This is a genomic window from Actinotalea ferrariae, from assembly GCF_019733465.1.
GTDB lineage: Bacteria > Actinomycetota > Actinomycetes > Actinomycetales > Cellulomonadaceae > Actinotalea > Actinotalea ferrariae_A.
Genome location: NZ_JACVQL010000052.1, coordinates 1 through 18189, shown reverse-complemented (window position 1 = coordinate 18189; position 18189 = coordinate 1). Strand labels below are relative to the sequence as shown.

17 protein-coding genes are annotated in these 18189 nt (G+C 74.0%); 11 read left to right on the top strand and 6 right to left on the bottom strand.

The genetic code is table 11. The features are described from left to right. Positions 1-52: 52 nt before the first annotated feature. The gene (locus ICW40_RS04835; RefSeq protein WP_221652701.1) at positions 53-1651 is read right to left on the bottom strand and encodes a glycoside hydrolase family 64 protein; all 1599 of its coding nucleotides are present in this window, start codon (positions 1649-1651) and stop codon (positions 53-55) included. A gap of 303 nt (positions 1652-1954) precedes the next feature. Here ICW40_RS04835 and ICW40_RS04830 point away from each other — a divergent pair, with 303 nt between their 5' ends. Further along, positions 1955-2782, top strand: a complete 828-nt coding sequence (locus ICW40_RS04830; RefSeq protein ID WP_221652700.1) for a VanZ family protein — start codon at positions 1955-1957, stop codon at positions 2780-2782. A 33-nt stretch (positions 2783-2815) separates the two neighbouring features. On the opposite strand, the gene ICW40_RS04825 is transcribed toward ICW40_RS04830, so the two are convergent. Continuing rightward, positions 2816-3394 carry a dihydrofolate reductase family protein gene (locus tag ICW40_RS04825; protein ID WP_221652699.1) on the bottom strand — a complete coding sequence of 193 codons (579 nt, stop codon included), beginning with the start codon at positions 3392-3394 and terminating at the stop codon, positions 2816-2818. A 228-nt stretch (positions 3395-3622) separates the two neighbouring features. Here ICW40_RS04825 and ICW40_RS21430 point away from each other — a divergent pair, with 228 nt between their 5' ends. Further along, a complete protein-coding gene (locus tag ICW40_RS21430) occupies positions 3623-4627 on the top strand; it encodes a GGDEF domain-containing protein (RefSeq protein WP_221652698.1) in 1005 nt (334 codons plus the stop codon). Here ICW40_RS21430 and ICW40_RS04815 read toward each other — a convergent pair. Next, positions 4603-6519: an FAD-binding monooxygenase gene (locus ICW40_RS04815; protein WP_221652697.1), complete on the bottom strand. Its 1917-nt coding sequence runs from the start codon at positions 6517-6519 to the stop codon at positions 4603-4605. The genes ICW40_RS21430 and ICW40_RS04815 overlap by 25 nt on opposite strands. Before the next feature lie 101 nt (positions 6520-6620). Between ICW40_RS04815 and ICW40_RS04810 the strand changes: the two genes are divergently transcribed. The 9 genes from ICW40_RS04810 to ICW40_RS20755 all read left to right on the top strand — a co-directional run bounded on the left by ICW40_RS04810 (position 6621) and on the right by ICW40_RS20755 (position 16219). Then, the gene (locus ICW40_RS04810; RefSeq protein WP_221652696.1) at positions 6621-8273 is read left to right on the top strand and encodes a thiamine pyrophosphate-binding protein; all 1653 of its coding nucleotides are present in this window, start codon (positions 6621-6623) and stop codon (positions 8271-8273) included. Further along, entirely contained in the window at positions 8270-9757 is a 1488-nt protein-coding gene (locus ICW40_RS04805) for a fumarylacetoacetate hydrolase family protein (protein ID WP_221652695.1), read from the top strand. Before ICW40_RS04810 ends, ICW40_RS04805 begins: the two co-directional genes overlap by 4 nt. Further along, entirely contained in the window at positions 9754-10440 is a 687-nt protein-coding gene (locus tag ICW40_RS04800; RefSeq protein WP_221652723.1) for a GntR family transcriptional regulator, read from the top strand. Before ICW40_RS04805 ends, ICW40_RS04800 begins: the two co-directional genes overlap by 4 nt. After that, complete coding sequence (gene hpaE, locus ICW40_RS04795; protein WP_221652694.1) at positions 10437-11981, top strand: 5-carboxymethyl-2-hydroxymuconate semialdehyde dehydrogenase; 1545 nt, start codon at positions 10437-10439, stop codon at positions 11979-11981. Before ICW40_RS04800 ends, hpaE begins: the two co-directional genes overlap by 4 nt. A gap of 13 nt (positions 11982-11994) precedes the next feature. Further along, positions 11995-13107, top strand: coding sequence for a 3,4-dihydroxyphenylacetate 2,3-dioxygenase (gene hpaD / locus ICW40_RS04790; RefSeq protein WP_221652693.1), 1113 nt, complete (start codon positions 11995-11997; stop codon positions 13105-13107). Further along, positions 13104-13913 carry a fumarylacetoacetate hydrolase family protein gene (locus tag ICW40_RS04785; RefSeq protein ID WP_308121632.1) on the top strand — a complete coding sequence of 270 codons (810 nt, stop codon included), beginning with the start codon at positions 13104-13106 and terminating at the stop codon, positions 13911-13913. Before hpaD ends, ICW40_RS04785 begins: the two co-directional genes overlap by 4 nt. Further along, complete coding sequence (locus tag ICW40_RS04780) at positions 13898-14704, top strand: HpcH/HpaI aldolase family protein (RefSeq protein WP_221652692.1); 807 nt, start codon at positions 13898-13900, stop codon at positions 14702-14704. The genes ICW40_RS04785 and ICW40_RS04780 overlap by 16 nt, the downstream gene beginning before the upstream one ends. A gap of 16 nt (positions 14705-14720) precedes the next feature. Then, the gene (locus tag ICW40_RS04775) at positions 14721-15632 is read left to right on the top strand and encodes a nuclease-related domain-containing protein (RefSeq protein ID WP_260458794.1); all 912 of its coding nucleotides are present in this window, start codon (positions 14721-14723) and stop codon (positions 15630-15632) included. A 119-nt stretch (positions 15633-15751) separates the two neighbouring features. Then, the gene (locus ICW40_RS20755; protein ID WP_260458793.1) at positions 15752-16219 is read left to right on the top strand and encodes a hypothetical protein; all 468 of its coding nucleotides are present in this window, start codon (positions 15752-15754) and stop codon (positions 16217-16219) included. 33 nt (positions 16220-16252) lie between these two features. Here ICW40_RS20755 and ICW40_RS04765 read toward each other — a convergent pair whose 3' ends face one another. The 3 genes from ICW40_RS04765 to ICW40_RS04755 all read right to left on the bottom strand — a co-directional run. After that, a complete protein-coding gene (locus ICW40_RS04765) occupies positions 16253-17209 on the bottom strand; it encodes an NAD(P)-dependent alcohol dehydrogenase (RefSeq protein WP_221652691.1) in 957 nt (318 codons plus the stop codon). 138 nt (positions 17210-17347) lie between these two features. After that, positions 17348-17794: a cupin domain-containing protein gene (locus ICW40_RS04760; protein ID WP_221652690.1), complete on the bottom strand. Its 447-nt coding sequence runs from the start codon at positions 17792-17794 to the stop codon at positions 17348-17350. A 68-nt stretch (positions 17795-17862) separates the two neighbouring features. Then, the coding region (locus ICW40_RS04755; RefSeq protein WP_221652689.1) for a response regulator transcription factor at positions 17863-18189 on the bottom strand (327 nt) is incomplete at its 5' end.

The window sequence follows — 18189 nt, the reverse complement described above, 5'->3', positions numbered from 1 at the left end:
CGGGTCCCCCAGGACCCCGGTGCGGCCGGCGAGCCGGGCCGAGCCGGTCAGGTCACGCGCCCGGGACCGACCACCACTGGGCGCTGTTGCCGAAGCAGTCCCAGAGCTGGATGCGGTTGCCGTTCACGGCCTGGTTGCTGGGGTTGTCCAGGCACCGGCCGGACGCGGGGTTGCGGTAGGAGCTGCCCTGCCGCACCCAGGTCTGGTTCGACTGGCCGGGGTTGCAGTCCCAGATGTGGAGCTTGGAGCCGTTGGCGGTGCCCCACTCGGCGACGTCCAGGCACTTGCCCAGGGCGCGCAGCGTGCCGTCGTTGCCGAACGTCCAGCGCTGGGCGGCGGTCCCGTTGCAGTCCCAGAGCTGCACCGCGGTGCCGTTGGCGCTGTTGCCACCGGAGACGTCGAGGCACTTGCCGGACACGCCGGAGCGCACGGCCCCGGTCCCCGTCGCGCCACCGCCACCGCCGCCGCCGCCCGTGAACGGCGTGAGGTCGACGCGCGCGCTGCGCGGGTCGCCGTCGTGCACGAGCGACTCGAACGCGCCGACGTCGTCGAACGCGAAGGCGTAGGCACGGCCGTCCGTCATGGCCGCGTGGATGACGCGCCCGTACACGTTGGGCGGGCTGCTGCGGTAGAACTGCGAGGCGTCGAGCACGGGCTCCACGCTGCTGGTGCCGAGCGTCCCGCGGAACAGCGCGGCGCAGAGCGTGCGTGCGATCGGCCCGACCACCTGGTCGTTCGGCGCGTGCAGGCGGCCGTCGCAGCCCCACACGTCGGCCGACGACGGCCGCTCGAACGCCGCGACCTCGCGCCCCGACGTGTCCGTGAACCTCATCGTGGTGCCGCTCGTGCGGCCGGTGTAGCGGATCTCCGGGCGGTCGCCGAACGGCTGCACCGTCAGCGTGCGCGTCGTGTAGGCGTTCCACGCCGAGGCGATGTAGCCGTCCAGGTAGCCCGCGCTCAGCAGGCCGGCGCTCGCGGCCTTGCCGGGCGAGAGCACGCGCAGCACGGTGCCGTCGCCGCGCGTGACGACCGTGCGAGCCCAGTCGGGGCTGGCGCGCATCGCGTCGATGACCTGCTGGCGGCCGTTCGCCACGAGGGTGCCGGTGGTGCGCGTGGCGCCCGAGGCGCCGGTGACGCTCACCGAGTGCGGCACGGCGAACATGTCGACCTGCGAGCTGTTCAGCCACAGGCCGTCGTCGTTGTAGGTGAGCTCGCTCCAGTCGAACAGGATGTCGCGGGTCGGGTCGCCCGCCGCCCACGGCGCGGGCTGCACGAGGCCGTCCGGCGTGAGCGAGAACGGCACCTTCTGCCCGAACGAGAAGTAGATGCGGCCCGAGAAGCCGCGCGGGATCTGCACGGTGACCGAGCCGCCGTTGCCCGGCCCCGCGATGGCGCTGTCCGGAGCGGGCGACGGCGGGAGCGACCCCGCCGGCCACGCGTGGAACGTGCCGCCCCCGTCGACCCAGCCGAGCCGTCCGGTCGCCAGGTTGGTGCCGAGCACGTGGACGAAGACCTGCTCGCCCCGACCCGAGCTGTTCGCGATCGTGATGGGCAACCGGTCCGGTCCTACCGCCGTCGCCGGCACGGCGACCCCCGTGACGCACAGCGCTCCGACGACCAGCGCGGTGAGCCACGCCCGTAGCTGTCTCATGGTGCTTCCCTTCGCCCCCGACGGTTCCCGCACGCCGCTCTGCGCGCGGGCGGCGCGCGTCTCTGCGCGCCTCGACGACGGGTCCGGGCCGGACGACGTCGTCGCGTGACGCGTGTTGCCGGCGGCGCTAGGCCGTTCGGGTGACACGCGTCACCTGATCGTGACACGTGTCACCCGATCGGACCAGTGCTTGGCGTCTCCGAACTTTCCGCCACGCGGTCGGGCCGGGTCCACCTGCGGTGGGAGGGCGGTCGCGCCCGTGGTCCGATGCGCCGGCCACGAGCGGGGTGGGAGGTTCCCACGGTGAGCTCCCTACGGACCCCGGCAGCACGGCGCGTGGCGACGGCGGCGTTCGCCGTCTACCTCGTCGCCCTCGCCGCTGCCGCGTTCCTGCCCCTGCGCGGCACGGGGTCGGGCGCCGGGAGCGGCGGCGAGATCGGCATCAACCTCGTGCTGAGCCGGCCGGACCTCCTGGGGTCCTGGGAGGCCGAGCGCAACGTCCTCATGACGATCCCGCTCGGGCTGTTGCTGCCGCTCGTCGTCCGCCGGCGGTACGAGCTCCTGGTGCTGACGTGCGCGGCCGTGCCGCTCGTCATCGAGACGGGACAGCTGCTCGGCTCGCTCGCGCTCGGTCGGGCCTGGCGGGCGTTCGACGTGAACGACCTGCTGCTCAACACCGTCGGCGGCCTCATCGGGCTCGGCGTGACGGGGGCGGTCCTCGCGCTGCTCGAGCGGCCCGAACGGCCGCCGCTGCGACGGCTCGTGCCGGGTGCCCTCGCGGCGGGCCTCGTCGTCTGGGCGGTCGGCTCGACGCTGACGACCCCGTCCGACGACCCCGTCGTCTGGGCCTGCGACGCCCGGCCGTCGGGCGCCGTGACCTCGCTGCCCGGTGGCGCCGAGGTGTACGCCGGGATCGATGGCGGGCTGTGCGTCCGCACGCCCGACGGCGGCTCGAGCTCGCTCCCGCCCGACGTCGAGGCGGGCCCGGTGACGAGGTACGAGGCCGACGGCACGACGTTCGAGGTGCGCGTCGCCGACGTCGTCGGACGGTCGCGCGCAGGAGACGGACCGCGGTCGGTGCACACCGTGGAGGGCTCCGACCTCGTGATGTGGGAGGTCACCACGGGTTGACGCCGCATCCGCCGCGCGACGTCGTGCGCCGGCTCAGACGCGGTCGTAGGTCACGACCCGTACGCCCCCCGAGAGCCTCACCTCGTCGACGGGCTGGAACAGATGGGCACCGAAGGGACCGTGGAAGAGCGGGACGCCGGATCCGATGATCGACGGGTTCTGCTTGAGCACGAGCCGGTCGATCTCGGGCAGCAACGAGTGCGCGAGCTTGCCTCCGCCCACGAGCCACAGGTCCTTGCCGTCCTCCTCCTTGAGCGCTCGCACGCGGGGCAGAGCGTCGCCACGTACCACCTCGATCGCGGCGTCACTGATGTCCGACGTCGTGGAGAAGACCAGGTGGCGCAGGTGGGGGTAGGCGTCCGTGAGTCCTGCCGCGAGCCCCACCTCGTAGGAGGCGCGACCCTCGAGGACCGTGTCGAACGCTCGCCCGGGCCCGTCGATGCCCATCGCTTGGCGCGCAGGTCCGGGAAGGGTCTCGGGGTAGTGCTCGACGATGAACTGGACCACGTCCGGCGTGATCGGGAAGAACTCGGCGTTGCTGGGATCTCCGCCCTCCGGCCCGGCGATGTAGCCGTCGAGGGTGGTTGCCACGTAGTACACCAGCTTGCGCATGAGGTCCCTTCCGAGGTGCCGAGCCAGGCGCCCGAGCGGCCGCCTCAGCCTACGGAGCGGGCCGGCGTGGCGACGAAAGCGGCTTCCTCCCACAGGTCACGTGGCGCCGAACTCTGCAGCCACGCCCCGCGGTGCCGATAGACGGACGTGCACCTCCGTGAGCTGTTCGGCCCCCGCGATGCCGCCGCCGCGAGCCGGACGGCCTCGGTCATGTGTCTGGTCGGCGGCGTGGCCACCGTCATGCTCGAGATCCTTCCTCGGCTTCTCGGCTCGGACCAGGGCTCACCGGCGAGCGTCGCGTGGACGGCGTTCGGCACGCTGGTCATGCTCGGGCTGGCGCTGCTCCTGCACCGCCGCCCGAACCTCGTGCCCGGGCCGGCGTACACGGCGCTGTGCCTCGTCGCGCTCGTGGTCAACACGACGACGTCGACGTTGGCCGCGAACTTCTCCTTCGGCGGTCTCGCCTGGTTCATGTTCCCGGTGATCTTCGCGGCCGCGCACCTGCGCCGCGGCGTCGCGTGGAGCATCGCAGCGCTCACGCTCGCCGGGTCGTCGACCGTGATCCTCTCGACCCAGCCACCCGAGCCGGCGGCCGCCGACATGGTGTCCATGGCGGCGGTCGTCGTGATGACCACCACGGCGCTGCTGACAGCCGGCCGCCACCAGGACCGACTCGTCCACCGGCTCAACGAGGCGGCGTCGAGCGACGCGTTGACGGGTCTGGCGACCCGGCGTGTCCTGGAGCAGTCGGCGGAGCTCCTGCGTGTCGAGGCAGGCACAGCGGCCAAGCGGCGCTCCTCCGCGCCCACCGAGGGCATCGGACTCGTCCTCGTCGACGTCGACTGCTTCAAGCAGCTCAACGACACCTACGGCCACCCCGTCGGCGACGCCGCCCTCGTGCACGTCGCCCGGCTCGTCCGGTCCGTCGTGCGCAGCAGCGACACGGTCGCGCGCATCGGCGGGGACGAGCTGGCGATCCTGCTGCCCGGCCACCGGGCCGGCGTGGCCGAGCGCGCGCGAGCCGTGCACGCCGTCGTCCGCGAGAACCCGCTCCCCGGGCCGGCCGGGGGCATTCCGGTGACGGTGAGCATCGGTATCGCGCACATGGTCGAGGCCGACGGCCTCGACCGCCTCTACGCCGTGGCCGACGCCGCGCTCTACGAGGCCAAGGTGGCCGGGCGGGACCGCGTGGTCCTCGGCGACGCCGATCAGGCCGAGGACCTGCTCGTCTGAACGTCGAGCACGAGGAGGTGCTGCCGGAAGAACGCGGCGAGCTCCTCGGTCGCCGCGAGCGGCAGGACGGCGGCGACGTACTGGTCCGGTCGCACGACGACGACGCAGCCGCCCCGGTCGACGCCGCGCACGTCGAAGATGTCCTCGGCGGGGTCCGCGGCGAACACCTTCTCGTAGTCGATCAGCTCGAACGGACCGGTCCGGGGCAGGAACAGCCGCGGCACCTGCGTGACGTCGACGTCGACGTGCGGCTGCTGGAGCACGAGCCTGACGTCGAGCACGCTGTCCCGTTCGGCGCCGGCGGGCGTGTGTGCCTGCACCGGGGAGTCCGCAGCCTCGTCCATCCACGCCGCCCAGCGCGCGAGCGCCGATCCCGGCGCCGGGGCGTCCACGTCGGCGAACGCGTACACGCGCCACCGTCCGTCGGCCCGGTGCTGGTGCCCCAGGTGCAGCGGGTTGCCGTCGGCCACCCGCACCACCGGGACGGACCGGAACCGCTTGCCGATCGGGAACCCGCTCGCGAGCGCCTGGTGGGTCGGCTCGGCGACGACCATCGACGGCGCGTACTGCGTCATGAACCCGAACAGGAACTCGGTGGTGCGCACGTAGAACGCCGCGACCTCGGCCGGGTCGTCGAGCTCACCCGGCTTCTTCGCCATGAGCGTCGACCACTCCTTGTCGAAGTCGATCAGCGCCTGGGCGACCACCTGCCGCTCGGCCGAGTAGGTCCCGAGCAGGCTCTCCGGGCTCCGGCCCGAGAGCACGTAGCCGAGCTTCCAGGCGAGGTTGAAGCCGTCCTGCATCGAGACGTTCATGCCCTGGCCCGCCTTGGCGCTGTGCGTGTGGCAGGCGTCGCCGGCGATGAAGACCCGCGGGGTCCGCGTGCCGACCTTGTCCGCCGGCACGTCGTCGAACCGGTCGGTCACGCGGTGCGCGACCTCGTAGACGCTGTGCCAGGCGACGTCGCGCACGTCGAGCGTGTAGGGGTGCAGGATCTCGTTCGCCCTCGCGATGATCTGGTCGATCGTGGTGGCCCGCACGGCGTGGTGGTCGTCCGGGCCGACCTCGCCCAGGTCCACGTACATGCGGAACAGGTGCCCGCCCTCGCGCGGGATGAGCAGGATGTTCCCGCCCTCGCCGGACTGGATCGCACACTTGAGCCGGATGTCGGGGAAGTCCGTGACGGCCAGGACGTCCATGACGCCCCACGCGTGGAACGCCTGGTCCCCGCGCATGCTGCAGCCGATGGACGCGCGGACCCGGCTGCGAGCGCCGTCCGCCCCCAGCACGTACCTGGCCCGGACCACCGTCTCCTCGCCCGCGCGCTCCCCGGCGGTGCGCAGCAGCGTGACGGTCACGGGGTGGTCGCCCTCGTCGGTGCGCTCGAGGCCGACGAACTCGTAGCCGAAGTCGGGCGCCATGCGGCTCGGGGAGTGCGCCATGTACTCGGCGAAGTAGTCGAGCACGCGGGCCTGGTTGACGATGAGGTGCGGGAACTCGCTGATGCCCGTGGGGTCGTCGGGCGGGCGCTCGCCGCGCACGATCCGCGAGGGGTCGCGCGGGTCCGGGCGCCAGAAGCACATCTCCGTGATGCGGTACGCCTCCTCGGCGATCCGCCCGGCGAACCCGAACGCCTGGAAGGTCTCGACGCTGCGGGCCTGGATGCCGTCGGCCTGGCCGACCCGCAGGCGTCCGTCGCGGCGGTCGACGATGCGCGTGACGAGGTGCGGGAACTGCGAGAGCTGTGCGGCCGCGATCATCCCGGCCGGACCGGCACCCACGATGAGCACGTCGACCTCGTCGGGAAGCTCCTCCGGCCGGTCGAGCCCGACGCCGGCTGCCGGCTGCACGCGCGGGTCGCCCGAGACGTAGCCGTGGTGGTGGAACTGCATGACGGGCTCCCCTGACGCCGGTGTCGAGGCGCTCGGATCGTATATGATCACGCTGCGCAGCGGCAACGACGCCCTGCGGTCACCGGTCCCTGGAGTCGCACATGCCGACGGTCTCCGCGCACGTCGCCGTCACGCTCGCCCTGCACGTCGACCACGTCTTCGGCGTCATGGGCAACGGCAACGCGTACTTCCTCGACGCCCTCGGGCGTCAGACCGGCGCCCGCTTCACCGCGGTGCGGCACGAGGCCGGGGCCGTCGTGGCCGCCGACACCTTCCACCGCACGTGCGGGCGGCTCGCCGCGGCGACGACGACGTACGGCGCGGGCTTCACCAACACGCTCACCGCACTCGCCGAGGCCGTGCAGGCGCACGTGCCGCTCGTGCTCGTGGTCGGGGACGAGCCGACGTCGGGCCCGCGCCCGTGGGACGTCGACCAGATCGCGATGGCGTCGGCCGTCGGCGCCCGCACCTACACCGTCGGCCGCGCCGACGCCGCCGCGACCACGGTCATCGCCGTCGAGCAGGCGCTCACCTACCGCGTCCCCACCGTGCTGGCGATCCCCTACGACGTCGCCACGCTCGACGCCGGACCGGTCCCCGAGACGCTCGCGCCGCACCTGCCCGCGCCGCTCGAGCCGCGCGGACCCTTCAGCCACGGCGTCGTCCGCGAGATCGCCGCGGCGCTCGCGTCCGCGCAGCGGCCGCTCCTGCTCGCGGGGCGCGGCGCGTGGGTCGCCGACGCGGGCAAGGTGCTCGGCGCGCTGGCCGACGCGACGGGGGCGCTCACGACGACGTCGGCGCTCGGGCGGGGCGTCTTCCCCCGGCCCGAGTTCGACCTGGGCGTCGCGGGCGGGTTCGGCGCGGACGGCGCGATGGCGCTCGTGGGCGAGGCCGACGTCGCCGTCGTGCTGGGTGCGTCGCTCAACCAGTTCACGATGCGGTTCGGCCGGCTGTTCGCGCCGGGCACGCGCATCTTCCAGGTGGACGTCGCACCCGCCGCCACGCACCCGCACGTCGGCGGGTACGTGCGTGGGGACGTCGCGGTCGTCGCCGAGGCCGTGCACGCCGAGCTGCTCGCGCTCGGCGCGGCGCCCAGCGGCTGGCGCGAGTCGGTCGACGTCGCAACCGCACGCCGGCACCACCCGGGCGACGGGACGGCCCCGGACGGGCGGCTGGACCCGCGGTCGGCCGCCGCACGCCTCGCCGAGCTGCTGCCCGAGGACCGCGTCGTCGTCTCCGACGGCGGGCACTTCCTCGGCTGGTCGAACATGTACTGGCCGGTCGCCTCGCCCGACCGCATGGCCATGGTCGGCACCGCGTTCCAGGCGATCGGCCTCGGCTTCCCGAGCGTGGTCGGGGCGGCGCTCGCGCGGCCCGAGGCGACCGTGGTGCTCACGACCGGCGACGGCGGCGGCCTCATGGCGCTGTCCGACCTCGAGTCCGCCGTGCGCGTCGCGGGCGGCCGCGGGATCGCCGTCGTGTGGAACGACGGCGCGTACGGCGCCGAGGTGCACCACTACGGCCGCAAGGGCCTGGCGCGCGAGCCGATGCTCATCCCCGACGTCGACTTCGCCGGGCTGGCGACGGCGATGGGCGCGGAGGGCGTCGCGGTGCGCGCGGTCGAGGACCTCGACGCGCTCGCCGCGTGGTCCGCCCGCCCGGTGGACGAGCGGCCGTTCCTGCTGCTCGACCTGCGGATCTCCGGCGACGTCGTCGCCCCGTTCTACGAGGAGATCGCGAGCGTGAGCTCATGAGCGACGCGCGGTTCGGGGCCCTCCCCCAGCGCCCTGGCAAGGTCATCGCCGTCCACCTCAGCTACGCCTCCCGCGCGGACCAGCGCGGCCGCCGGCCCGCCCACCCCTCGTACTTCCTCAAGCCGTCGAGCTCGGTCGCCGCGTCGGGCGGGACCGTCGAGCGGCCGGCCGGCACCGAGCTGCTCGCGTTCGAGGGCGAGATCGCGCTCGTCATCGGCACCGCGGCGCGGCGCGTGCCGCTGGACCGGGCGTGGGACCACGTCGGCTGGGTCACGGCCGCGAACGACCTGGGCCTCTACGACCTGCGCGCGAACGACAAGGGCTCCAACGTGCGGTCCAAGGGCGGCGACGGGTTCACGCCGATCGGCCCCGGCCTGATCGACGCGCGCGGGGTCGACCCCGGCGCGCTGCGCGTGCGCACGTGGGTCAACGGCGAGCTGCGCCAGGAGGGCGCCACCTCCGGGCTGCTCTTCCCGCTCGCCCAGCTGGTCGCCGACCTCTCGCAGCACCTCACGCTCGAGCCGGGCGACGTCGTCCTCACGGGCACCCCGGCCGGGTCGTCGGTCCTCGTGCCGGGCGACGTCGTCGAGGTCGAGGTCGACGCACCGGACGCCCCGGGCGCGCCGAGCACCGGCCGGCTCGTCACCACCGTCGTCCAGGGCGAGAACGCCTTCGACGCCGACCTCGGCTCGCTGCCCGCGGCCGACGACGTCCAGCGTGCCGAGGCGTGGGGATCGCGCGCCGCGGCCGGGCTCGACCCGGAGCCCGCGCCCGCGGACGAGCAGTTCCGTCTCACCCCCGAGCTGCGCGAGAAGCTGGTCCGCGCCCCGGTCGCCGCGCTGAGCGCGCAGCTGCGCCGACGCGGCCTCGACGCGGTGAGCATCGACGGCGTGCACCCGATGCACCCGGGCGCGAAGCTGGTCGGCACCGCGCGGACCCTGCGCTTCGTGCCCTTCCGCGAGGACCTGTTCGCGAGCCACGGCGGCGGCTACAACGCGCAGAAGCGCGCGTTCGACACGGTGGGCGAGGGCGAGGTGCTCGTCATCGAGGCGCGGGGCGAGACGGGCTCCGGCACGCTCGGCGACATCCTGGCCCTGCGCGCCGACGCGCGCGGCGCCGCCGGGATCGTCACCGACGGCGGCGTGCGGGACCACGACGCCGTCGCCGCCGTCGGCCTCCCCGTGTACTGCCGTGGTGCCCACCCCGCCGTCCTCGGCCGGCGGCACGTGCCCTGGGACGCCGACGTCACCGTGGCCTGCGGGGGCGCGACGGTGCAGCCGGGCGACGTCGTCGTCGGCGACCGCGACGGCGTCGTCGTCATCCCGCCCGCGCTGGTCGAGGAGGTCGCGGACGCGGCGCTCGCCCAGGAGGAGGAGGACGCGTGGATCGCCGAGCAGGTCGCGGCGGGCCACGCGGTCGAGGGCCTGTTCCCGATGGACGCCACGTGGAGGGCGAGGTACGACGCGTGGCGCGCGAGCCGATGACGACGTCGACCGAGGCCCAGACCGCCGTGGCGACGAGCAAGTCGCAGCGCGCCTACGCGTGGCTGCACGAGCGCATCGTCACGCGCGAGTACACGCCGGGCTACCGCCTCGTGCTCGCCGCGATCGCGGCGGAGCTCGACATGAGCGTGGTCCCGGTGCGCGAGGCGATCCGCCGGCTCGAGGCGCAGGGGCTCGTGACGTTCGAGCGCAACGTCGGGGCGCACGTCGCGATGATCGACGACTCGCAGTACCGGCACAGCATGGGGACGCTCGCCCTGCTCGAGGGCGCCGCCACCGCCCTCGCCGCGCCACACCTGACCGAGGCCGACCTGCGCCGCGCGCGCGAGGTCAACCGCCGCCTCGTCGCGGGCCTCGACGACTTCGACCCACACGCGTTCACGGCGCTCAACCAGGAGTTCCACGCGGTCCTGTTCGCCCCGTGCCCGAACCCGCGCCTGCTCGAGCTCGTGACGACGGAGTGGGCCCGGCTCGGCCGCCTGCGGGACTCGACCTTCACGTTCGTGCCCGGCCGCGCGCAGGAGTCGGTGCGCGAGCACGAGGAGATCGTCCGCCTCATCGAGGCCGGCGCCCCGCCGGCCGACGTCGAGCGCGCCGCCCGCGCGCACCGCTCGGCGACCCTCGCCGCCTACCTGAACCACGAGCACCCGGGAGCGCACGCATGAGCGACAGGCCACCGCACGTGCCGGCCGACCTGCCGGACCGCGTCCGGCACTACGTCGAGGGCGAGCACGTCGACTCCACCGACGGCGCGACGTTCGAGGTGCTCGACCCGACGACGAACGAGACCTACCTGCACGCCGCGGCAGGCAAGCAGGCCGACGTCGACCGCGCGGTCGCGGCGGCACGGCGAGCGTTCGAGGAAGGGCCGTGGCCGCGGATGCTGCCGCGCGAGCGCTCGCGCGTGCTGCACCGGGTCGCGGACATCGTCGAGTCCCGCGACGCCCGGCTCGCCGAGCTCGAGAGCTTCGACTCGGGCCTGCCCATCACGCAGGCGCTCGGGCAGGCCCGGCGCGCGGCGGAGAACTTCCGCTTCTTCGCCGACCTCGTCGTGGCGCAGGCCGACGACGCCTTCAAGGTGCCAGGCCGCCAGATCAACTACGTCAACCGCAAGCCGATCGGCGTCGCGGGGCTCATCACGCCGTGGAACACGCCGTTCATGCTCGAGTCCTGGAAGCTCGGCCCGGCGCTCGCCACGGGCAACACGGTCGTGCTCAAGCCGGCCGAGTTCACGCCGCTCTCGGCGTCGCTGTGGGCGGGCATCTTCGAGGAGGCCGGGCTGCCGCGCGGCGTGTTCAACCTCGTCCACGGCCTGGGCGAGGAGGCCGGCGACGCGCTGGTCAGGCACCCGGACGTGCCGCTCATCTCCTTCACCGGCGAGAGCCGCACGGGGCAGGTGATCTTCGCCAACGCCGCCCCGCACCTCAAGGGCCTGTCGATGGAGCTCGGCGGCAAGTCGCCTGCCGTCGTCTTCGCCGACGCCGACCTCGACGCGGCGATCGACGCGACGATCTTCGGGGTGTTCTCGCTCAACGGGGAGCGCTGCACCGCGGGCAGCCGCATCCTCGTTCAGCGTGAGGTGTACGACGAGTTCGTCGAGCGCTACGCAGCCCAGGCCGCGCGCGTCGTCGTCGGCCCGCCGCACGAGCCGGCCACCGAGGTCGGCGCACTCGTGCACCCGGAGCACTACGACAAGGTCATGCGCTACGTCGAGATCGGGAAGACCGAGGGCCGGCTCGTCGCGGGCGGTGGGCGGCCCGAGGGCCTCCCGACCGGCAACTACGTGGCGCCGACCGTCTTCGCCGACGTCCCGCGCGAGGCGCGCATCTTCCAGGAGGAGATCTTCGGGCCCGTCGTCGCGATCACGCCGTTCGACACCGACGAGGAGGCGCTCGCCCTGGCCAACGGCGTGCGGTACGGCCTGGCCGCCTACGTCTGGACCAACGACCTGCGGCGCGCGCACACGTTCTCCCAGGCGGTCGACGCCGGGATGGTGTGGCTCAACAGCAACAACGTGCGCGACCTGCGCACGCCGTTCGGCGGGGTCAAGGCGTCCGGCCTCGGGCACGAGGGCGGGTACCGGTCGATCGACTTCTACACCCACCAGCAGGCCGTCCACGTGACGCTCGGCGAGGCGCACAACCCGACCTTCGGGAAGGCACCGCGGGCCACGCCCGACGACGTCGCCGCGGTCGCGGACGAGTGAGAGGAACGCCGACGTGAGCACCCCCTCCCCCACGGGCCGCATCCCGACGCCGGTCGCGCCGCCACCGGACATCCTGCGGTGCGCCTCGATGGAGCTCGTCGTGACCGACCTCGCGGCGTCGCGCGCGTTCTACGTCGACGTGCTCGGGCTCGTGGTCACCGAGGAGGACGAGAGCACCGTCTACCTGCGCACGCTCGAGGAGTTCATCCACCACAACCTCGTGCTGCGCCAGGGGCCGGTCGCTGCCGCGGCCGCGTTCTCCTACCGCGTGCGGGCGCCCGAGGACCTCGACCGGGCGGTCGCGTTCTACGCCGAGCTCGGGTGCCGGGTGGAGCGCCGCACGGAGGGCTTCGTGCGCGGCGTCGGGGACTCGGTGCGCGTCGAGGACCCGCTCGGCTTCCCGTACGAGTTCTTCCACGACGTGCAGCACGTCGAGCGGCTTGCCTGGCGCTACGACCTGCACACCCCCGGTGCGCTCGTGCGGCTCGACCACTTCAACCAGGTCACGCCCGACGTCCCGCGCGCCGTCGCCTTCATGGAGGGCCTCGGCTTCCGCGTCACCGAGGACATCCAGGACGCCGAGGGCACGCAGTACGCGGCGTGGATGCGGCGCAAGCCCACGGTGCACGACACGGCGATGACCGGCGGCGACGGGCCGCGCATGCACCACGTCGCGTTCGCGACCCACGAGAAGCACAACATCATCGCGATCTGCGACAAGCTCGGGGCGCTGCGGCTCTCGGACCGGATCGAGCGCGGGCCGGGGCGGCACGGCGTCTCGAACGCGTTCTACCTGTACCTGCGCGACCCGGACGGTCACCGCGTCGAGATCTACACGCAGGACTACTACACGGGCGACCCGGACAACCCGGTGGTCACGTGGGACGTGCACGACAACCAGCGGCGCGACTGGTGGGGCAACGCCGTGGTCCCGTCCTGGTACACCGAGGCGTCCCTGGTGCTCGACCTCGACGGCAACCCCCAGCCCGTCGCCGCGCGCACGGACACGAGCGAGATGGCGGTGACGATCGGCGCCGACGGGTTCTCCTACACGCGCCCGGAGGACGAGGCCGAGGCGCTGCCCAGCTGGAAGCAGGGCGAGTACAAGCTGGGCCACCAGCTGTGAGCGGGCCGGCGCCGGGGCGCGGCACGCTGGGGGCCCACGCCGTCGCGGCGATCGCCGACGAGCTCGCGGCCGCCGAGCGCGACCGGACGACCGTGCCGCTGCTCACGGCGCGCCACCCGGGCATGACGGTCGAGGACGCCTACGCCGTGCAGGCCGAGTGGCGCCGGCGCGGCGTCGCGGCCGGCCGGCGGCTCGTGGGCCACAAGATCGGCCTGACCTCGAAGGTCATGCAGGCCGCGACGGGCATCGACGAGCCGGACTACGGGGCGATCTTCGAGGACATGGTCTTCGCCAGCGGTACCGAGATCGAGCACGCGCGGTACTCGAACGTCCGGGTTGAGGTCGAGCTCGCGTTCCGCCTGGCAGCGCCGGTCGAGGCCGGCGCGACCGTCGACGACGTGCTGCGTGCGACCGAGTACGTGGTCCCGGCGATGGAGATCCTCTCCTCGCGCATCGAGCTCGCCGGCCGCACGATCGTCGACACCATCAGCGACAACGCGGCGATGGGCGGCATGGTCGTCGGCGACACCTGGGCGGACCCGCACGACGTCGACCTGCGCTGGGTCGCGGCGCTGCTGCACCGGGGCGAGGACGTCGAGGAGTCGGGCGTCGCGGCCGCCGTCCTCGGCCACCCGGCGCTGGGCGTCGCCTGGCTCGCGACCAAGCTCGCGCAGCACGGCGAGCGGCTCGAGGCCGGGGAGCTCGTGCTGGCCGGCTCGTTCACGCGTCCGATGTGGGTGCACCCGGGCGACCTCGTGTGCGCCGACTTCCGAGAGCTGGGGACGGTCTCATGCCGCTTCATCTGAGCCCGACGTTCCGCGACGCGCTGGCCGCGCGGCCGGAAGGGCGTCCGCTCGTGGGGATGTGGGTGTGCTCGGGCAGCCCGGTGGTGGCCGAGATCTGCGCCGGGTCCGGCCTGGACTGGCTGCTCGTCGACATGGAGCACTCGCCCAACGGGCTCGAGTCGGTGCTCGCGCAGCTCCAGGCGGTCGCCGCGTACCCGATCACGCCGGTCGTGCGCGTGCCGTCGAACGACCCGGTGATGCTCAAGCAGGTCCTCGACCTGGGTGCGCAGAACGTGCTCGTGCCGATGGTCTCGTCGGCCGCCGAGGCGCGTGCCGCCGTCGAGGCTGCGCGCTACCCGCCGCGCGGCCGCCGCGGCGTCGGCTCGGCGCTGTCGCGCTCGGCACGCTGGAACCGGGTCGAGAACTACCTGGCCGACGCCGACGAGCACGTCTCGCTCCTCGTCCAGGTCGAGACGGCCGACGGCGTCGAGGCGGCGGGCGAGATCGCGGCGGTCGACGGGGTGGACGGCGTCTTCGTCGGCCCGTCCGACCTCTCGGCGTCGATGGGACTGCTCGGGCAGCAGCGTCACCCGGACGTCATCGCCGCCGTCCACCGCACGTTCGAGGCGGTCCGGGCGGCGGGCACGCCCGTCGGCGTCAACGCCTTCGACCCTGCGGCGGCCCGCGAGTACGTCGACGCCGGCGCATCGTTCATCCTCGTGGGCGCCGATGTGACCGTCCTCGCCCAGGGCTCCGAGGCGCTGGCTGCCCGAGCACTTCCTCCGACCGAGACCTCCAGCACAGGAGCCTGACGGCCGATGGGGTGTCATGACGACGACGCCCGACGAAGCGGCCGCGCTCTCCAAGGTCATGCGCCTGCGCTACGCGGGCACGTGCGAGGCATGCGGAGCGGCGATCGACGCGGGGACCCGGGCGACGTACATCAGGGTGAGCAAGACGGTGCGCTGCCTCCAGTGCCCCGGGGACGCCGCCGCACCTGCGGAGGCGGCGCCCTCGACGGCGCCCGTCGAGCCACTCGAGACCATCGCTGAGCCCGTGCCCGCCTCGGAGCCGGAAGTCGTCGAGGCGGGCACGGCCGGCTCGTCGGCTCGACGCGAGTACGAGCGGCGGTCCGCCAAGCGCGAGGCGCGGATCCGCGAGAAGCACCCGCGGCTCGGTGGGCTCATCCTCGCGATCACCGACGAGCCGCAGAGCACGACCGCGTGGGCGCGCGGCGCGCGTGGCGAAGAACTTCTCGCCGCCGGCCTCGACCGCCTGGCGGGAAGAGGCGTCCACCTCCTCCACGACCGCCGCATCCCCCGCACCCGGGCCAACATCGACCACGTCGCCGTCGCCTCGAGCGGCGTCCACGTCATCGACGCCAAGCGCTACAAGGGCCGCCCGTCGTTGCGCGTGGAGGGCGGGCTCTTCCGGCCGCGCGTCGAGAAGCTCGTCGTCGGATCGCGCGAATGCACACGCCTGGTCGAGGGCATGCACAAGCAGACCGGCCTCGTGCGGGCGGCTCTCGACGGCGCCGGGTACGCCGACGTCCCGGTGCACGGTGCCCTGTGCTTCGTCGAGGCGGACTGGCCGCTCTTCGGCGGCTCGTTCGTCATCGACGGGGTCGCCGTGCTGTGGCCCAAGAAGCTGGGCGAACGTCTCGTCGCACCCGGAGCCCTGACCGAGCACGACGTCGACGCGGTCCACCGGGCGCTCGCCCGCGCCTTCCCGGCCGCCTGAGCTGCGAGCGGCCGCCGAGGGCGTCCGCCAGGTCGAACGGCGTTCGCCCTTGGCGGCTGAGGGTTCCGCGCGGAGAATCGGGGCGGACCCCAGTTCCGCCCGGGAGGCAGGTGCTCACCATGAGCCGCCAGGTGCAGTACTCGCTCGCAGGCGCCGTCGTCGGCGCGAAGATCGTGTCCACCGTCCTGATGCGGCGACGTCGGAAGGCGCGGGCGGACGCGGCGGCCGCCAGCATCGCCGTCGAGCCGAAGAAGCCCGGCGACGAGGCGCGCCGCAAGAAGCACGGCGACGAGGCGCGCCGCAAGAAGCGCGGCGTGCAGGGCGTCGTCCGGCTCGTCACGCTCGCTCTCGCCGTCATCGCCGTCGTCCGGGAGCTGCGCCTGCCCGCGGACCAGCGCACCTGGCACGGCGTCGTGGCCGGCGTCGTGCCCTACGACTTCCGTCGGCCGACGATGGCGCGCCTCCGGGCGGCGAACTGGGACCCGGAGGGTCGGCTCGTCGGTCCGCGCGCGATCGGCGTCGGGTGGACCGTCAACACCGGTCGGCTCGTCCACCTCGTCCGCGAGCGGTTCACGTCCGACGAGTGAGCGCGCCGGTTCTCGCGGCCGCCCCGGCCGGCCTCAGCGCGGCGTGACGACCACCTTGCCGAGGGCGCGTCCCGCACCGACGTGCGCGAGCGCCTCGGGGACCTCGTCGAGCCCGACGGTGCGGTCGATGTGGATCGTGATCTCGCCCGCGGCGCAGCGCTCGGCGAGCGGCTGGAAGTGCGCGGGGCCCGGCTTGACGAGCAGCACGCCGAGGGAGCGGCCGGTGAGCCGGCCCGCGGCTGCCCCCAGTGTGGCGACCCGCAGGAGCGTCCGGGTGGACCCGCCGACGACCCGATAGCTGCCGCCCGGTGCGAGCGCCCGCCGGTAGGCGAAGACGGACCGGTGCGCGACGAGGTCGAGGACGGAGTCGAACGGCTCCCGCGCGCGGGTGAAGTCCGCCTGGCGGTAGTCGATCACGTCGTCGGCGCCGAGCGCCCGCATGAAGTCGAGCTTGTGCGCGTTGTCGACGCCGGTGACGTGCGCGCCGAGGCGCTTGGCCAGCTGGATCGCGAAGGAGCCGGTCCCGCCACCGGCGCCGTTGACGAGGACCCGACGGCCCGCCGCGGCGCCGGCGGTCCCCTGCAGCGCGATCGCGCCCGCCTGCGGGATGGTCGACGCCTGGGCGAAGGTCAGCCCCGCGGGCTTGACGGCCAGCGCCGCCTCGCCGACCACGGCGTACTCGGCGAAGCCGCCCATGAGCGTGAGGTTGTCGCCGTAGACCTCGTCGCCCAGCGCGAACCGCGTGACCCCGTCGCCCACGGCCTCGACCGTTCCGGCGATGTCCGAGCCCAGCGTGTGCCGCCGCGGCGCGCGCAGGCCACCGAGCCGCGCGTAGAAGGGCGAGCCGCGGAGCCCCTCCCAGTCGCTGAGGTTGATCGACGTCGCCTCGACCCTCACCAGGGCCTGCCCGGGAGCGGGACTCGGCGTGGGCACGTCGGCGATCCGGAGCACCTCCGGGCCCCCGTACCGCTCGTAGACGACAGCCCTCACGTGCCCTCCGACCGACGACGCGCCGACCCTCCGCCGCGCTGCGCGGGCTCCGGGTGTGCGCCCGGACGGGGCGCTCGCGTCGAAGCGTAGGGCCGAGCCGCCGCCGGGCACGGCGGTCACACCGGTCTCACACCCGTCTCACACGCCGGCGAGCTCGACGCCGTGCCGCGCGGCCACGGCCGCCATCGCGCCGAACGCCTCCTCGTCGAGCCGGTCCGCGGGCACGGTCGACGCCATCTCCGCGAAGAAGCGGCCCGCACCGGTACCGGAGGTCACGGCGAGGAAGTCCGCCGTGCCCTCGGCGACGTGGAACGTGCACGAGGTCCCCGCCGGCAGCACCACGGCCCCGCCCGGGCCGACGTCGCCCGTGAACCCGTCCGACTGCACGGTCACCGTCCCGGACAGCACGTAGAGCACGCCGCTCCAGGGCGAGACGTGCTGCGGCGCGGGCGGCGTCGCGGACGCGTGGACGACGAAGACCTCGAAGCCGGGGTCGGCCGCCTCGACGGTCGCCTTGGCGACGTGGTCGCCGTCGATCATGCGGTGGTGCGTGCCGTCGTCGGGACGCACGTACGTGGCGGTCATGAGGTCCTCCTCGGGTCGTCGGTGAGCCGAGCCTGCGCCGCCCGCCGCCCGCCGACGCGAGTAGCCGGCTACTCGGGTTCGGGCGCCCGGGACTCCCCCGGCTCCGCGAGCACACCGGCGAGCTGGGCCCGGTCCGAGACCCCGAGCTTCTGGCCGGCCCGGTAGAGGTGTCCCTCGGCGGTGCGCACGGACACGGTGAGCCGCTCCGCGATCTCCCGGTTGCTGAGCCCGCGCGCCGCGAGCGTGACGATCTCGCGCTCGCGCGCGGTCAGGGGCAGCGGGTGGACGGCCGCGAGGAGCGCCGGCGTGCGCACGCCGATCCGCCGCGCCAGCTCGTGCGCCCGCGTCGTCGCGGTCAGCGCCGAGCCGAGGCGACCCGCGCGCCGGTGCACGTC

What these genes read in the sequence shown, in the direction of transcription:
- ICW40_RS04760 (WP_221652690.1), bottom strand. Translation starts at nt 17,794, where the DNA reads ATGACCGCCACGTACGTGCGTCCCGACGACGGCACGCACCACCGCATG.
- ICW40_RS04805 (WP_221652695.1), top strand. Translation starts at nt 8,270, where the DNA reads ATGAGCGACGCGCGGTTCGGGGCCCTCCCCCAGCGCCCTGGCAAGGTC.
- hpaE (WP_221652694.1), top strand. Translation starts at nt 10,437, where the DNA reads ATGAGCGACAGGCCACCGCACGTGCCGGCCGACCTGCCGGACCGCGTC.
- ICW40_RS04800 (WP_221652723.1), top strand. Translation starts at nt 9,754, where the DNA reads ATGACGACGTCGACCGAGGCCCAGACCGCCGTGGCGACGAGCAAGTCG.
- ICW40_RS04775 (WP_260458794.1), top strand. Translation starts at nt 14,721, where the DNA reads ATGACGACGACGCCCGACGAAGCGGCCGCGCTCTCCAAGGTCATGCGC.
- ICW40_RS04835 (WP_221652701.1), bottom strand. Translation starts at nt 1,651, where the DNA reads ATGAGACAGCTACGGGCGTGGCTCACCGCGCTGGTCGTCGGAGCGCTG.
- ICW40_RS04780 (WP_221652692.1), top strand. Translation starts at nt 13,898, where the DNA reads ATGCCGCTTCATCTGAGCCCGACGTTCCGCGACGCGCTGGCCGCGCGG.
- ICW40_RS04825 (WP_221652699.1), bottom strand. Translation starts at nt 3,394, where the DNA reads ATGCGCAAGCTGGTGTACTACGTGGCAACCACCCTCGACGGCTACATC.
- ICW40_RS04815 (WP_221652697.1), bottom strand. Translation starts at nt 6,519, where the DNA reads ATGCAGTTCCACCACCACGGCTACGTCTCGGGCGACCCGCGCGTGCAG.
- ICW40_RS20755 (WP_260458793.1), top strand. Translation starts at nt 15,752, where the DNA reads ATGAGCCGCCAGGTGCAGTACTCGCTCGCAGGCGCCGTCGTCGGCGCG.
- ICW40_RS04810 (WP_221652696.1), top strand. Translation starts at nt 6,621, where the DNA reads ATGCCGACGGTCTCCGCGCACGTCGCCGTCACGCTCGCCCTGCACGTC.